We start from the raw sequence: 14,798 nt of genomic DNA on the forward strand, positions 1-14,798 counted from the left end.
TCCGGTAGGGGGTGGCCGCAAAAGAAACGGGGGGGCAGGCGCCCCCCCGTACGTCTCGCGTTGCGTCGGGCGGCCTTACAGGCCTGCCGCTTCCTTGACGTAGGCGAAGTCGATGGAGGAGCTGACGAGTTGCGCGCCCTGCCTGATCTTGATCACGTCGCGCAGCTTGTGGCGCGAAAGGATGACTTCCATCTTCTTGGCCACGGTGTACGTGTCGTCGCGCACCACCACGATGGGAATGTTCAGCACTTCCGACCGGGTAAGGATGATGTCGTTGGGGTACAGGTTGCCGGTCAGCACCAGGCACGGGCAGTTGCCTTCCAGCGCCACCAGTTGCACGTCGGACCGGTCGCCCCCCACGATGACGGCGGAGTTCTTGTTCTTGCGGAAGTGGGTCATGAAGTTTTCGACCTGCATGGTGCCGATGAGGAAGTTTTCCACCACCTTGTCGGACTTGTTCTGGGCCGAGATGACCTTGCCCCCCAGCCGTTCGGCCAGGTCGCCCACCTTGATGGCCCCCATCAGCGGGTCCTTGGGGATGACGCCCACCACGCGCACGCCGTTGCGCTCCAGGAACGGCTTGATCAGCCCCTCCACCTCGTTCATGAAGTTGGCGGGGATGTCGTTCAGCACCACGCCTGCCAGATTGTCGCCCAGGGTATCCTTGAGCACCACCAGGTAGTCGTAGTTCAGTTCCTTGTGCAGGCGGTCGATGATGATGGCCTTCAGGCCCAGCTCCTTGACCACGCGGATGCCGTCCACGTTGCAGTAACGGCCCGAATACATGCTGCCGGAACCGGCCACCACCATCACGTCGTGGCGGCTGGCAAGCTGGCGGTAGGCATCGACGATGCCGGGCATGTAGTCTTCGCATTGGCCGCTGAAGGCCCGCACCTTGAAATCCTGGGTGACCAGCACCGGAGTGACCAGGTTGGAGGGTTCGTCCAGCCCCAGCACGTCCTGCACGAAGAAGGCGTCCTCGTCGCCCAGCACGCCGCCGCGTTCCTGCGGCATGGCGCCCACGGGCTTCATGTAGCCCACGTTGTAGCCGTCCTTCTGCATGCGCAGGCCAAGGCCCATGATCACCATGTTCTTGCCGGAATACCCTGCCGTGGAACCCACGTAGATGCCCGCCGCCATAGCAGCCTCCTGTTGCTGGATCCGCGCGCATGCCCGCGCCCGTTCGCCCGCCTGTCGATCCGGCCTGGCTGGCCGCCTGGCTGTCGGACTGGCGTCGGGGTGTCCGGCTGTTTCCGTCTGTCATCCGGGGCCGGTGCGGGATGCCGTGTGCTTGATTGATTCTGCCCCGAATAACAGCCGAAAATCAAGGGACAACTGCAATTTCGTGGCTGTTCGCTCGCTCAGCCGGTGTCCGTGCGGGCGGCTGCGTGGACGGGAGGGGAATGCCTTTGGCAGGCGGAAGCCGTGATGGCGTAATGGCGGGGCGTGCCGGGAGACAGGCAGGGGGGCGGATCGGGCTGCCGGATCAGGCGGACGGATCGGGGAGGGGCGTCAGGACTGGTGCCGCCAGGACTGGTGCCGTCAGGACAGGTGGCGGACAGGACCGGCTGCCTGAACGGCGGTCCAGACAGCGCCGGAAAATTGACGAGTAGGGGCGGGCGGCATGCGCGGCACGGGCGGCCTTGCACAATGGTGGCGGTGCCGGTATCGTTCCCGGCCATGACCGGGGCGTCCGGGCGGCAAAAGCTGCCGGGTGGCACCCAGAAGGAGCGACCATCGACCCATGTTCGAAAAGCTGCAAAGCGACATTCATTACGCCTTCAACGACGCGGGCCTGCTGGCCACGGCCATGACCCACAGTTCGTGGGCCAACGAGCAGCAGGAGCACGTGGAGCACAACGAACGCCTGGAATTCCTGGGCGATGCCGTGCTTGAGCTGTGCGTGTCGGAAGAACTGTTCGCCCGCTTTCCCGGCGCCCGCGAGGGCGACCTGACCCGCATGCGGGCGCGCCTTGTCAGCAAACCGGCGCTGGCAGAGCTTGCGCGCGACCTGCAACTGGAACTGTACCTGCGGCTTGGCAGGGGCGAGGAAAGCCAGGGAGGGCGCGAACGCAGTTCCCTGCTGTCGGACGCGCTGGAAGCCATGCTGGGGGCGGTGTTTCTGGACGGAGGGTACGAGCGGGCGCGGGCCGTGGTGCGCCATGTGCTGGCCGCGCGCTGGCCCTGCGATGCCGACGGCAAGCGCAGCAAGGACTACAAGAGCCGTTTGCAGGAGCTGACGCAAAGCCTGTTCCGTGAGCGGCCGGTATACGCCCTGATGGGCAGCAGCGGGCCGGAGCACGAAAAGCGCTTCGAGGTGCGACTGACGCTGCCGGACGGCACCGTGTTCACGGCCATCGGCCCCAGCGTCAAAAGGGCCGAACAGATGGCGGCCGGTCTGGCGCTGAAAAACCTCGAGTCACGCAGCGACGGCTGAGATGGAGACAATGACCGGGAAGGCCGTTCCTTCCCGGTCCTGTTGTCTTTGGTCAACCTTCGCCAACTGATGCGCGGCGTTACGCCGTGATTGCGGTCGGCTAGCCGCCGATGAGCTTCATGGCCATCTGCGGCAGCGAGTTGGCCTGCGAAAGCATGGCCACTGCGGACTGCGTGAGAATCTGGTTGCGCACGAACTCGGTCATTTCCTCGGCCACATCCACGTCGGAAATGCGCGACTCGGAAGACTGCAGGTTTTCCGCCTGGATGGTGAGGTTGCTGATGGTGTTCTCCAGGCGGTTCTGCAGGGCGCCGAGCGCCGCGCGGATCTTGTCCTTGGAGATGATCGCCTGGTCAAGGGCGGTCAGGGCGTTCTGGGCGGCCGACTGGGTGGAGATGGTGTAGCCCCCGGCCGCCGCGCCCGAGGCGGACGCGTTGCCGATGCCCAGCTGCGACGCCGTGGCCCCGCCGATCTTGATGTAGTAGTAGTCCTCGTTCGAATCGTTGCCGGTGCCGAAGTGGATCTTCAGCTCGCCGGTCTGCCGCAGCCCCGACCCGTCGTGCGTACCCGAAAGGGTACCGTCCAGCAGGTGGATGCCGTTGAAGTCCGTGGCGTTGGCGATACGGGTGATTTCCGAGGCCATGGCCTGATATTCGGATTCGATCATCAGACGCTGGTCCGAGTTGTAGGTACCCGTGGCCGCCTGTTCGGCCAGTTCCTTCATGCGGATGAGCTTTTCGTCGATGATCTGCAACGCGCCGTCGGCGGTCTGGATCATCGAGATGGCGTCGTTGGCGTTGCGGACGCCCTGACGCATGGTGGAAATATCGGCCCGCATCAGTTCTCGAATGGCGAGGCCTGCGGCGTCGTCGGCCGCAGTGCCCACGCGCAGACCCGAGGAAAGGCGGCGGGTGGACGTTGCCAGGCGACCGTAGCTCTCGTTCAAGTTACGAGAGGCGTTCAGCGCCATCATGTTGTGATTGATGACCAAAGACATGTGGTGAACCTCCTTCGGGTTGTCTGGCCTGCATTAAGCAATGTTGGTGCCAACGTATTTTTTGCAAAGAAAGGTAAAGTGTTAGCAAAACTCTAGATACCTTGCGCCCGGTTGCCGACGCACCCATGCCAAAATTTTCCCAGGGCCTGCGGGGTACTGCGCGGCGCGGGGGCGGGATGGGGGAATTTTTTGCATCCCTTGCGCCAAGGCCGGGCCGCACCCCTAATCCGGCACCGCAATCCGCCGATAAGTGGTGTGAGACGATGTTTCCGGGGGAGGCAATGTCGCCTCGAGGAGGAACCATGATGCTGCTGGACGAAATCCAGGCGGTAACGGCAGGTTCTTCCGCGGGATCGGATATCAAGCGCCCCCCGGCACGCGGCCTGGCCGCCGCATTCTCATCCGCTACTCCTCCATCTCTTGCGGAATGGCAGCCGACCGGGGACGAACGATCCGCGGAAGCGGGCAACGTGGACATGCAGCAGCTTGAAAGCACGCTGAACGACCTTTCGCGCACCCTTGAAGCCAAGGGCGCCGCGCTGAAGTTCGAGATCGTGAGCGATCAGGGTGTGGTGCAGGTCGAGGTGTCCGAAAAGAACAGCAACAAGGTGCTCATGCGCATACCGCCCGAAGGTGTGCTGCGCGTGGGCAAGGACGGGGGCATGACCCTCGGCGGGCTGCTCAACCGGCAATTCTAGGGAGGGGCGGCGGGTTTTGCCCACCGCCCCCCATATCCGGTTGTCCGGCATGTTGCGGTAGTGCGCTTGCCGCTCGGGGCGCGTGACAACACGCGGCCCGCACGGCCTGCGGTTCTCGCCCGGCCTTGCCTACAGGTTGGCCGGTCTGGCTGAACCAGCCGGGCGGAGCGTGCGCGCCCCCATGGTCGGGGACCGGTGCCCGGTGGCGGGCGACGGGTTGCGGTCGGACGCCACGACCCGGCCCGCTGACTGTCGTGCCCGCGAAGGCCGCAGTGGCGCACGCCCCTTTGGGACGGTGCAGGCGCCGTGCGGATATGTGCGTTTTCCGATGCTGTTTGTTCGCGCAGGCAACGTGGTTTCCGCCTCGCGTCCCCTCCCGGTGCCGCATTGCCTCTTTTCCGCGCGTTGTCTGCCGTTTGCGCCGACACGGTCGTGTGTCTGCCGCCTGCCTCTCCCCGCCTCTCCCGCCTCTGACCCGCGGGTGCGCCCCGGAGCCCCACACGCGCCGTGTCCGCCGTATGAACCTGCATGTCCGGCGTCCGGCACGCTCCATGTCGTGCGCATGCTCTGGCCATGGCCGGGCGCAGACGCAAAACATCCCGTGCGGCCCTTCCGGAAAGGGACGCACGGGATGTTTTGCGGGGACACGCACGGGCGCGCCGCCGCCGACACGGTGCGGACGCGGGTTCGGGCCCGCGTCCGCCGGTCGATCATGATCCGCCGCTAACGCTTCATGTTCACGACGGTTTCAAGCATGGTGTCCGTGGTGGTGATGACCTTGCTGTTGGACTGGAAGCCGCGCTGGGTGGTGATCATCTGCACGAACTCGCGGGCAAGGTCCACGTTGGATTGTTCCAGCGAGTTGGAGTTGACGGAACCGTACCCGTTGGCGTTGGCCGGCCCCGCCAGCGCATCGCCCGAGGCGCGCGTTTCGGAGAACAGGTTGCCCCCTTCGCGCCGCAGGTTGGTGGGGCTGGTGAAGTCGTACAGGGTGATCTGGTACAGGTCCAGGATGACCCCGTTGGAGTACCGGCCATGCACCACGCCGTCCTGGTCCACGGTGATGTTCTGCAGGAAGCCGAAGGTGTAGCCGTCCTGCTTCTGGAAGATCATGGACGATGACCCGCCGTAGCTGGTCATGGCCGTGGATTGCCGCTCGCCCTGCGCGCCCAGCCCGCCAAGGTTGCCGGCGTTGCTGCCGATGGCGGCGGCGCTGGCAGGGGCGCTGCCCCAGGAGTTGCTGAGGTTGCGCAGGCCGAAGTTCAGCTCCATCAGGTACGGCTCGGCCTCGGTGGGCACCGTGGGCGAGGTGTAGCTGGCGTTGGCAACGCCCGAGAAGTTGGCCACGAACAGCGGGTAGCCGTTGTTGGAGAAGGTGGTGGGCACCCAGTTGTTCATGTCCTTCAGGTTGCCGGTGGCGCCGCTGGCAATGGTGAAGGCGGTCATGTCCGTGAGCTGGCCGGAGGTGTCGAAGGTCAGCGTGCCGGTCATCAGGATGCCCGCCGCCGAAGTGCCCGAGAAGTCCAGGCCGTTGACCGAGCGCAGGTCGTCCGAGGGATTCATGGTGACCATGTATTCCCAGTAGCGCTTGCCGCTGGCTGCGTTGGCCACGGAATCGGTGGACACCTGGTCGAAGTAGACGGTCAGTTCGTGCGAGGTGCCGCCTTCGTCGTAGACCTTGATGGTGGTCTGGTAGGCAAAGCGGCTGTCGGACAGCGGCGTGGCGGCCGAGCCGTCCCAGTTGTTGAACACCGAGAAGAACGGGTTGGCGCCGTTGACCGACTTGTCGCCGCCGTCGCGCGCGTCGAGGTTGTGGGCCGAGGTGATGGTGGACGTGTGCTGCGGCTCGGCCGTGAAGCCGTCGAGCTTGATGTCCTTGGGCGACCCGGCCCCCTTGATCTGCGAGGTGGTGGTGGTCACCTGCGCGGTGGAGGTGGACAGCGAGGGGCGGGCCTTTTCGATTTCCCAGCCTTGCAGCACGTAGCCGTGCGGATCGACCAGATAGCCGTCGTTGTCGAAGCGGAAGTTGCCCGCGCGGGTGTAGTACGAGGTTTCCTGTCCCTTGGGCCGCACCTGGAAGAAGCCCTTGCCGCCGATGGCAAGGTCCGTGGCCTCGTTGGTGGTTTCAAAGGCGCCCTGGCTGAAGTCGCCGAAAATGGCGCCGATGGACACGCCCCGGCCAACCTGGCTCACCCCGGCCGCGCTGTAGACGTCCTGGTTGATGAAATCCTGGAAGTCCATGCGCGAGCCCTTGAAGCCCACGGTGTTGACGTTGGCGATGTTGTTGCCGAGAACGTTCATCTTCTCGCCGTGGGCCAGCAGTCCCGAAACGCCGGTCCACATACTTGCCGTGACACTCATGATCGACCTCCTGTGTCCATGCACCCCCGTGGGGGTGTAGTGTGCGTGCTCTCGTCCCGCAGGGGGTTAGCTGTCGCCTTCCGTGCCGCTGCCGGAATCGTCTCCGGAATTGTCGTCTTCCGTGTCGCTGCCGCCGGTGTTGGTGTTGGGCGCCACGATTTCGGAGACGTTGCTGAAGGCTATGTGGCGGCCGTCCGCCAGGCTCAGGTAGGGTTCGTCGTCCACCTTGACCACGCCCGACACCTGGCCGGAAACCTGGGTGGTAATGTACACGGACTTGCCGTCCGTACCTTCGCCGTACATGGCAACCGCGTAGACACCGTCCGGAACTATGGTGCCCTGGTAATCCTTGCCGTCCCACTTGTACTGGTAGGTGCCGGGCTGCTTCGCGCCCATCAGTTCCGTGCGCACCAGGTTCATTTGGCTGTCGTAGATGTTGATGTAGCCGTTGTTCACCTGTTCCTGCGTCGTGAAGTACACCGTGCTGACGGAGTTTACCGTCGCGCCGGTGCTGTCCTTCTGCGAGGTCTTGCTGATCTCGTAGCCGCTGGCGGTCACTTCCTTGCCGATGTAGCCCACTGCGGCGGACATCTGCTGCTGCTTGGCGCTGGCGTTCAGGTCGGTGATGCCGGTGGAGATGTTGGTGAGCTGTTCAAGGCTGGTGAACTGCGCCAACTGGGCGACGAATTCCTTGTCGTCCATGGGGTTCAGCGGGTCCTGATGGCTAAGCTGGGCCACCAGCAGATTCAGGAACGCCTGCTTGTCCAGTTCATCGTTCTTGGTCTTGGCGCCAAGGTAGTTGTTGAACGTCTGCTCGGCCTGACCGAGTACGGGGCTGGCTGCCATGGTGGCCTCCTATGCGATGATGTCGAGCCCGGAGGCGGTAAGAGTTGCCGGGCGCCCCGCAGCGGCAGCGGCCATGTCCACGGACTGCGCGCCGGAGGCGTCATCCCCGTCCCGAAGACGGCGCAGGCGGCGGTAGCGCTCGCGTTCGGCGTTGCGGGTCTGCTGCTCCTGGCTGGCGTTGTGCTGGGCCGCATCCTGCCAGGCCTGCGAGAGCGAGTTGTCCTGCAACTGGGTCTGCACTTCCAGCCGGTCCACCTTCAGCCCCTGCTGTTCCAGCGCGGTGCGCAGCACGTGCAGCTGGTCGTTGATGGCCTGCGCGGTCTCGGTGCGGTCGGGGCGGATGGTGGCGTTGACCTCTCCGTTGCGCACGGAAAGGGTCACGGTCACGTTGCCCAGTTCGCCGGGGTCGAGCTTCATGGTCAGCTGGCGGGTGCCGTCCTGCATGGAGGTGAGGATGCCCCGCTCAAGCTGGGCCGCCGCCTGTTCGGAAAGATAGGGCGTCAGGGCCTGACCCTGTCGCTGGGCTGCACCCGCCGCGTTGGCAGCGCTGGCCGAAGCGTCGGCCATGCTCTGGGCCGCGCCGCTGAAAGCCGGGCTGATGTCGATCTTGCGCAGCAGTTCGGCCCACGGGTCGCTGCTGCCGCCGGAAGCGGGCCGACCGTGCTGGTCCTGCTGCCAGGCGGAACCCTTGCCGTCGCCCGACTGCGAAGACTGGCCGGACTGCTTGTCCAGACCGAAGGCCTGCGCCTGGGCATTGCCCTGCGCCGTCTGTGCCTGCTGGCCGTTGGTGCCCCCGTTGCCATTGTGCGGGGACGCGTTCTGCTGCAGGGCGTCGCCCGTCTGGCCAGCCTGGCGACCGGCATGCTCCTGGGTGCCGGCCCCGGTGTGCATCAGGCCCGACTGGCGGGTCTTGCCCGCATTGGCCGATGCTCCGTCGTGGCGTTCGGCGTCCAGCGCGGGTGCAACGCCGCTGCCGTTGCCCTTGCCGGTGGCGGCTTCGCGGATCAGCACCTTGCTGCGCTGGGCGGTGCGGTCACCGCGCCGGTCGGCCTGCTCGATGCGCTCGGCGGACTTCTTGGCCGCCTGCAACACCGGGTCGAGCGCGGAGCCAAGGGCCGAGGCCAGATTGCGGTCAGCCTGTTCGCGCGCGGCCATTTCCTGCCCGGCGGGCACCAGTGCGGACTTCAGCCCGGCGGCGTTGGTGGAAATTTCGGTCTGCCCGCCGAACAGCGTCTTCATGGCGGCCAGCACTTCGGGCGACAGGCGCAGGCCCTTGGCCATGGCCTCCAGTTCCGCCACGTTGACGTCGATGGCGTCGCCGTCGGTCTTGCTGCTCAGCTTGCTGCTGACGGCCTTCCACACCGTGTCGGTGTTGCCCGCGTCCATCTGGGCCAGCATGCCGTCCGCTTCTTCGGGCAGCATGCCGATCTTTTGCAGGAACTGCTTGGCGTCCAGGCGCTGGTTGCCGTTCAGGGCGGTGGTTGCAGTGCCGTCGGCGTTCAGGTTGGCGTAGGGGCCGTCCTTGCGCAGGGCCGAAATGACCTGGCCCAGCGAATAGTTGCCGGGGGTGGAAGCCATCTGGGTGAGGCGTTCCAGCCGGTCGGGCGAAACGCCGCTCTTTTCCAGCTGGTTCCGCAGCGCAATGACGTCCTGGTAGGAAAGGCTGATCTGCCCGGGCGCGGTGAGCACGCCGCCGTCCTCGCCCCTGCGCACCTTGCCCTTGGCTTCCGTGGCCGCATCGGCGGCGGTGCGGAGGGCGGTGGTGCCCGCGCCCGAAAGGGAACGCGGGCTCGCCTTGTCCGCGAGCACGGAAGCGAAGTCGAGGGTGCTGGCAGTGACCTTGGGGCGCCGCGTCACATCGGACGGTGCCTTTGCGGTCTCGGGGAGAAAGGGAAAAATATGCATGCCGGGGCTCCTTGCAGTCTTGGGATTACAAGGACCGTTCCAAAACTTTACGCGGCATGATTTCAGGTGGTTATGATGTACAAAGAGGGCGTGCCCGGCAAGGGCTGCCGTACGTGCGCGGCGTGCAGGCCGGGCCCGTTTGCAAATCTTGACCATTCTTGATGGTTGGTGGGCCAGAGAAGGCTGAGGGGGAGAAGCATCAGGACGAGGGGACGTGGAAGCGGCACCGCTGGCGAAAAGGGTGGCAGGCGGCGTACCGCAGTGGCGCAGCATGCGGCATGGCCCGGCTGGCTCGATTGGCCCGGCTGGGGCAGCAGGGCGGCGGGGCGGCGGGGGAACAGTGGGAACCGTGGGAACAGGGGGGGAACAGGAGGGGAACAGGGGGAACAGTGGAAGCAGAGGGCAGAGAGAAGGGGAAGAGACGGCAGGGGGATGGTGCGGCACAGGCCCTGTCAGGGGCCGCCACGCCCGGCCAGTCCCGGCCAGTCCCGGCGAGTCCCAGCGAGTCCCAGCGAACCTGGCGGGCACCTGCCATCCCCCGCGGGTTTCAGTTCAGGCCGCCGGAGGGGTGGTAACGGGGCGGATCAGGCCGTCAGGGCGGCCAGGGCCTCTACCAGGGCCAGGGCCTCGGCCCAGGCTGCGGCGGTGGCGTCTGCGTTCTGCACGGACATGTGCAGGTAGCCGGTGAGGGGGCGCAGCATGGGCGGGTGGCGGTGCCAGAAGTCGGGCGGCAGCATGGCCTGTCCGGCCCCCATGCCGCGCAGGGCATGGGCCAGGTCGCGCCCAAGGCCCGACAGGGCACGGCGCAGGGCCTCGACCAGATGGGGCGAGGCGGCGGCAAGGTCGGCCCAGGCCCGGCGGGCGGCGGCCTCGCCGTGCAGGCCGAGCCGCCAGGACCAGAATGCCTTCCAGAACTGGCCGAACAGGCGGCGGGGCACCGCCTGTTCTCCGTTGCCGTTGTGGCCCATGGGAACGAGGTCGAACAGGCCCAGCGCGTCGCGCCCGGTACGCAGCAGTTCCAGCCCCGGCAGGCGCAGCCGCGCAAGGCGCGAGGCTGCGGTGGCGGCTTTCGCGCCACTGGCCGACAGGGTGGGGTCGGCATCCTGTTCGCGCAGCAGCGCAAGCACCAGCGATGCCACCCGAGCGGGGTCGAACCTGTCGCGGCACAGCACGGAAGGCTGGGTGCACCGCCAACAGCCCACGCAGCTGATGGTGGCGCGCAGCACGTGATGCCCGGGGGGAAAGGGGGCGGTTTCCCAGGCGTTCACCGGTCCCATGGACAGGTTCAGGGTGGGGGTCTGGGTCCAGGCGGCCACGTGCATGGGGCCGGTGTCCGGCGTGACCAGCAGGCGCAGCGAACGGGTGAAGGCCACCAGTTCCGGCAGGGTGAAGCGCCCGCACAGGTTCAGCGCCGGGGTGTTGGCGCGGCGGGCCACGTCGGCCCCCAGCGCCGCCTCTGCCGGACCACCCAGCAGGACTGGCTTCAGCCCGCGCCGCAGCAGGTCGCGGGCCAGCGCGGCCCAGAACGGGGCGCCGGGGCGTTTTTCCGGCTCGCTGGCCCCCAGGAACAGTCCCACCCGTTGCGGGTCGCGCCCGTGATGTTGCGGGGCGGGCCAGTCGGTGCCCCGTATGCGACGGTGGGGTACGCAGTCCAGCGCGTTCAGGTCGGCCCAGTGGAACAGGTTGTGCCGGTTGTTGTGCACCAGCGAGGTCCGGTACAGCTGCCAGCGCCCGTGCACGTAAGTTGTCTGGCCAGTGCCCTTCCCCGTGCCCCCGCTGGCAAGATATGGACCGAAATGCGCATCGGCATGCAGTTGCCCGGCCAGTGCGGCGGCCTCTGGCCGGTGGCTGAGGTTGACCACAAGATGGTAGCGGTTCCGGCGCAGCCGTTCCGCCGCGCCGTACGGAAAGAACACCGCCTCCGGCCCGATGGGCATGAGTCCCTTGAAGAATTTTTCCTCTCCCACCACCCACAGCGGGCGGCGCGGGTGTTCCGCCCGCAGCCACGCCAGCAGCGGAAACGTCAGCACCAGATCGCCCATGCGCTGCATCTGCAACACCAGAATGGGCGCATCTGCCGCCCCGTCCGCGGGGGCGTTGACGGATGCGGGCACGGTGGCGGGTGCCGGGGGCGTGAGGGCGGTGGTCATGACCGTGGTGCGGGCCTTGGCATGGGGGCCGGTTTGGCGTGGCGTGGCCGGGTGGAGCTATCTGGCGCGGGCCGGGCCGAAGATGCGGCGCATGTGGTCCAGCAGCGTACGCAGGCGGTGCTCGTAGGTGTGCTCGGCCAGAATGCGCCTGCGCGCGGCGGCCACCACGCGGGCACGATCTTCCGGGTGGTCCAGGTAGCGGCGCAGCAGGTCGTCGGCTTCTTCCGGCTCCGCGTAGCAGACCACTTCGTTCCCCGGTTCGAACAGGTTCTCGATCTGGTCGCGCCAGTCGGTAAGCACGAACGCTCCGGTGGCGGGCACGTCGAACACGCGCTGGTTCACCGCGCCCTTCATCTGCTTGCTGGTGCAGTTGAAGTTGATCTCCGACAGGGGATAGAACGCGGGCAGTTCTTTGTAATAGTTGATTTCCGGGTGCAGTCGCCAGCCTGGGGGCGCGTTGCGGAACACCTTGCGCCAGCCCTTGTCGCCCACGATCAGCGGGGCAAAGGGCAGGGTGCGGGCCACGCAGGCGGCGCGGTACTGGCGGGTGGCCTCCCAGGTGAGCATGGTCTCGTAGGACAGGCGCCGCTCGGCGTCGCCCATGGCGTCACGCCCGTTCCTTGCATCCAGCCCCCCCAGTCTTTCATACACATCGGCCAGTTCCGGCTGGTGCGCCCGCAGGTAGGCCCCCACGGAGCGCTCGCCGTGCGCGCCGAAGCCCGCCGCCACCTCGTGGTACGAGCGCAGCAGCGCGGCGGGCAGCTTGCCCGCCTTCATGCGGTGGGCCACCTTGTAGACCATGGAATTGCCCACGAACGACACCCGCGCCCGCCACGGATGGCTGGCGGGCGGCGGCGACGCGGGCGGGGCGAAGCGCACCGGGTCGGTGCCCAGGGGCAGGTAGGCCACGTGCTCGAAGCCCAGCTCGCGCAGCGAGGGCAGGTTGTCCGCGTCCCAGGTGAAGATGGCCGTCCACGGGCTGACGATGCGCCGGTACAGGTAGAGGATCAGGTGCGGGTTGTCCACGAACCACGAGGCCAGGGGCAGGCGCAGCTTTTCCAGCAGGTCGGTCAGCACGCCTTCGCGGTCCACGCCCAGATGGTTGATGGTGAAGGCGAAGTCGGGGCGGAATTCCACCACGGCGCGCAACAGCTTTTCCACGAACTCGCCCCGGCCCACCTCGTCGTCGTCCAGGGTCAGCAGATGGTAGGGCACGCCCAGACGCTGGCAGGCGGTGACGATTTCTCCCATCAGGAAATACTGGCTGGTGATCAGCAGCATGCGCGGCAGGGCGGCAGGGTCCGCGAATTTTGGATAGGCGGCCCGTTCCCAGAAATTGAAGCGGGCGCTGGCGGACAGCACGTCGCGCAGGCGGGCGTAATGGGCGCGGTCGAGCCGCAGGTAGAAGGGGTGCGGCAGGGGCAGCAGTTGCAGCCCGCCGTGCTCGTACTGCCAGCGGGTAAGGGTGCGCAGGGCCGCGTCCGCGTCGTCGTCGGTCACCCACAGGATGCGCCCGGTGGCGGTGTCTCTGGCGTGGCGTTCACGCAGGCGGCTGGCGGCAAGGATTTCCGTGGACCGGTCCACCACGGCCACTGGGCCGGGGTGCAGTTCAAGCAGACGGTCCAGGGCCGCGCCGGTGCCCGCGCCCAGAAGGACGGGCAGGACTGGCGGAATGGGGGGAACTGGCGAAACTGGCGGGAGGGTTGTGTCGGGGCCGCCGGGCGGGACTGGCTGGACTGGCAAAACTGGCGAATCTGGCCCGGACGCTGCATGCGCGCACAGCTTTTCATAGGGGGCCAGCAGGGCCAGTTCGCGCGCCGGGCCGCCGGGGCCCAGCATGGCCATGACGCGGCCATCCACGGTCACTTCGATGTCGCAGGAGGGGGCCGGGGCGGCACCCGATCCGACCGGGGTGGCGGGCGCATTTTCGGCACCCGTGCCCTGCGGGCGGGGCGAGGGCAGCACGCGGGCCGCCAGCCCGGGGCGGGGCGCTGTCTGGCGCGGGGTATCGTCAACTGGCGGCATGGTCCGTGAAATGCCTTTGCTCGGGGCAACGCCCGGTGTGCTAGAGAGGGAGGCGGGCGCGCCGATGCGGTTCTCTTGATGCGTCAGCGGTGTGCGGCGCCGTGTCCGGGCGGCAGGGCGGGCGATTCCACCGCCAGTTCGCCGTCACGCAGGATGATGCGCACGTCGCGCAATTCCTCGCGCACTTCCATCCACGATTCCTCGATGGATATCTCCACGCCGGGCATGATGCGTCCCGGCACCACCAGGCGGCAGCGTTCGGCTATGGGGCCGCCGCGCTTCAGGTCTTGCCACAGCGCGGCGCGCTGGCGCAGCAGACGGTCCATCTTCTTCAGCGCCGCCTCCAGGCGGCGCACCGGCTCTTCCTTGCCCGCCGGTGTATCGGCGGCCACGGCCTCGTAGTGGATGATGCGCTGGCGCAGATCGCGGATGTTTTCCTCCAGCCGGGTGATCTTGCGGAACTTGAACGGGTCGTACCCCAGGTTGACCTTGGTGGGGGTGCCCTGGGCGCCGCCCAGCTGGTTTTCGATGTACACCACGCCCGCGCCGTGCACCGTGCCGCCCTGCACGCGGTCTTTCACGACCAGATTTGCCCCGGCGTAGATGCGGCAGTGCAGGGCAAAGCGCTCTATGTACATGTTGCCGTGCGAGCGCAGTTCCGCGTTTTCGGCAAAGGGCACGCGCAGGGTGTCGCCCGCGTCCAGCAGGCAGCTCTTGCCGCCCTTGATGCCGCTTTCGCAGGCAATGGCCCCCCGCGCGCGCACCACCGCGCCTTCCACCACGCCCTTGACCAGGATGTTGTCGGCCTGGATTTCGAAGCCGGGCTTCACGTCGGCATGGATGGCCATGTCGCCCACGAAAAAGATGTTGCCGGTGTGAAAGTCCACGTCGCGCCGGACGTTGAGCATCTTCTTCACCGTTATCAGCCCGTCGTGATAGAAGACGTAGCCGTTGGCGTCGGCCACCACCCGGTTGGGCGAACCGGCATCCAGCTCGCAGTTGGGGCCGCAGGGCAGTTCGACGGGCGGCGTGTCGTACACGTAGCGCGGGTCCAGCGGGCCTTCGCCTGCTTCCTCCAGCGGCACCAGTTCCGCCAGCACCTGTCCCTTCACCACGTTCTGGACGTAGCCGAGATTGTAGCGGTCGATGTTGCCGGCATCGTCCGCCTTTGGCTTCAGGTGCATGTAGTCGAAGTCGGGCTCGAAATGGTGGCGCAGGTAATATGGCATGTGGCGCTCTCCGTGGGCTGTGCCTGCGGCGTCGCGTGGCGCGCCGCGTGTCCTGGCTGCGTATCCGGGTGCGTGTCCTGACTGCGTATCCTGACTGCGTGTCGGGGCCGCGTGTCCTGCTCTGCGTATGGGGGCTGCGTGTCGGGGTGC

The 14,798-nt window shown here is 66.9% G+C and carries 10 protein-coding genes; 2 read left to right on the plus strand and 8 right to left on the minus strand.

From position 1 onward, the window contains the following. Window positions 1-75: 75 nt before the first annotated feature. Entirely contained in the window at window positions 76-1,140 is a 1,065-nt protein-coding gene (locus K6142_RS06155) for a phosphotransacetylase family protein (RefSeq protein ID WP_012611393.1), read from the minus strand. Between the two features lie 604 nt (window positions 1,141-1,744). On the opposite strand from K6142_RS06155, the gene rnc reads away from it, so the two are divergent. Then, window positions 1,745-2,437, plus strand: coding sequence for a ribonuclease III (rnc, locus tag K6142_RS06160; protein WP_012611394.1), 693 nt, complete (start codon window positions 1,745-1,747; stop codon window positions 2,435-2,437). A gap of 100 nt (window positions 2,438-2,537) precedes the next feature. Here the strand turns inward: rnc and K6142_RS06165 are convergent, their stop codons facing one another. Continuing rightward, complete coding sequence (locus K6142_RS06165; protein ID WP_012611395.1) at window positions 2,538-3,434, minus strand: flagellin; 897 nt, start codon at window positions 3,432-3,434, stop codon at window positions 2,538-2,540. A 302-nt stretch (window positions 3,435-3,736) separates the two neighbouring features. On the opposite strand from K6142_RS06165, the gene K6142_RS06170 reads away from it, so the two are divergent. Further along, window positions 3,737-4,132: a flagellar protein FlaG gene (locus K6142_RS06170; RefSeq protein ID WP_190243878.1), complete on the plus strand. Its 396-nt coding sequence runs from the start codon at window positions 3,737-3,739 to the stop codon at window positions 4,130-4,132. A 723-nt stretch (window positions 4,133-4,855) separates the two neighbouring features. Here the strand turns inward: K6142_RS06170 and K6142_RS06175 are convergent. The 6 genes from K6142_RS06175 to K6142_RS06200 all read right to left on the minus strand — a co-directional run bounded on the left by K6142_RS06175 (window position 4,856) and on the right by K6142_RS06200 (window position 14,648). Continuing rightward, window positions 4,856-6,493: a flagellar hook protein FlgE gene (locus K6142_RS06175; RefSeq protein ID WP_190243877.1), complete on the minus strand. Its 1,638-nt coding sequence runs from the start codon at window positions 6,491-6,493 to the stop codon at window positions 4,856-4,858. Between the two features lie 66 nt (window positions 6,494-6,559). Continuing rightward, window positions 6,560-7,339: a flagellar hook assembly protein FlgD gene (locus K6142_RS06180; RefSeq protein ID WP_190243876.1), complete on the minus strand. Its 780-nt coding sequence runs from the start codon at window positions 7,337-7,339 to the stop codon at window positions 6,560-6,562. A gap of 9 nt (window positions 7,340-7,348) precedes the next feature. Beyond that, window positions 7,349-9,244 (minus strand): flagellar hook-length control protein FliK, encoded by a 1,896-nt coding sequence (locus K6142_RS06185; RefSeq protein WP_190243875.1) that lies wholly within the window; start codon window positions 9,242-9,244, stop codon window positions 7,349-7,351. 584 nt (window positions 9,245-9,828) lie between these two features. After that, the gene (locus K6142_RS06190) at window positions 9,829-11,394 is read right to left on the minus strand and encodes a glycosyltransferase family 9 protein (protein WP_190243874.1); all 1,566 of its coding nucleotides are present in this window, start codon (window positions 11,392-11,394) and stop codon (window positions 9,829-9,831) included. Window positions 11,395-11,451: 57 nt separating this feature from the next. Beyond that, window positions 11,452-13,419, minus strand: a complete 1,968-nt coding sequence (locus tag K6142_RS06195; protein WP_190243873.1) for a glycosyltransferase — start codon at window positions 13,417-13,419, stop codon at window positions 11,452-11,454. An 83-nt stretch (window positions 13,420-13,502) separates the two neighbouring features. Next, complete coding sequence (locus K6142_RS06200) at window positions 13,503-14,648, minus strand: FapA family protein (RefSeq protein ID WP_190243872.1); 1,146 nt, start codon at window positions 14,646-14,648, stop codon at window positions 13,503-13,505. Window positions 14,649-14,798: the final 150 nt, after the last annotated feature.

Source organism: Nitratidesulfovibrio sp. SRB-5, from assembly GCF_019931275.1.
Lineage (GTDB): Bacteria > Desulfobacterota > Desulfovibrionia > Desulfovibrionales > Desulfovibrionaceae > Cupidesulfovibrio.

What these genes read in the sequence shown, in the direction of transcription:
- K6142_RS06200 (WP_190243872.1), bottom strand. Translation starts at nt 14,648, where the DNA reads ATGCCATATTACCTGCGCCACCATTTCGAGCCCGACTTCGACTACATG.
- K6142_RS06165 (WP_012611395.1), bottom strand. Translation starts at nt 3,434, where the DNA reads ATGTCTTTGGTCATCAATCACAACATGATGGCGCTGAACGCCTCTCGT.
- K6142_RS06170 (WP_190243878.1), top strand. Translation starts at nt 3,737, where the DNA reads ATGATGCTGCTGGACGAAATCCAGGCGGTAACGGCAGGTTCTTCCGCG.
- K6142_RS06180 (WP_190243876.1), bottom strand. Translation starts at nt 7,339, where the DNA reads ATGGCAGCCAGCCCCGTACTCGGTCAGGCCGAGCAGACGTTCAACAAC.
- K6142_RS06190 (WP_190243874.1), bottom strand. Translation starts at nt 11,394, where the DNA reads ATGACCACCGCCCTCACGCCCCCGGCACCCGCCACCGTGCCCGCATCC.
- K6142_RS06195 (WP_190243873.1), bottom strand. Translation starts at nt 13,419, where the DNA reads ATGCCGCCAGTTGACGATACCCCGCGCCAGACAGCGCCCCGCCCCGGG.
- K6142_RS06185 (WP_190243875.1), bottom strand. Translation starts at nt 9,244, where the DNA reads ATGCATATTTTTCCCTTTCTCCCCGAGACCGCAAAGGCACCGTCCGAT.
- K6142_RS06155 (WP_012611393.1), bottom strand. Translation starts at nt 1,140, where the DNA reads ATGGCGGCGGGCATCTACGTGGGTTCCACGGCAGGGTATTCCGGCAAG.
- K6142_RS06175 (WP_190243877.1), bottom strand. Translation starts at nt 6,493, where the DNA reads ATGAGTGTCACGGCAAGTATGTGGACCGGCGTTTCGGGACTGCTGGCC.
- rnc (WP_012611394.1), top strand. Translation starts at nt 1,745, where the DNA reads ATGTTCGAAAAGCTGCAAAGCGACATTCATTACGCCTTCAACGACGCG.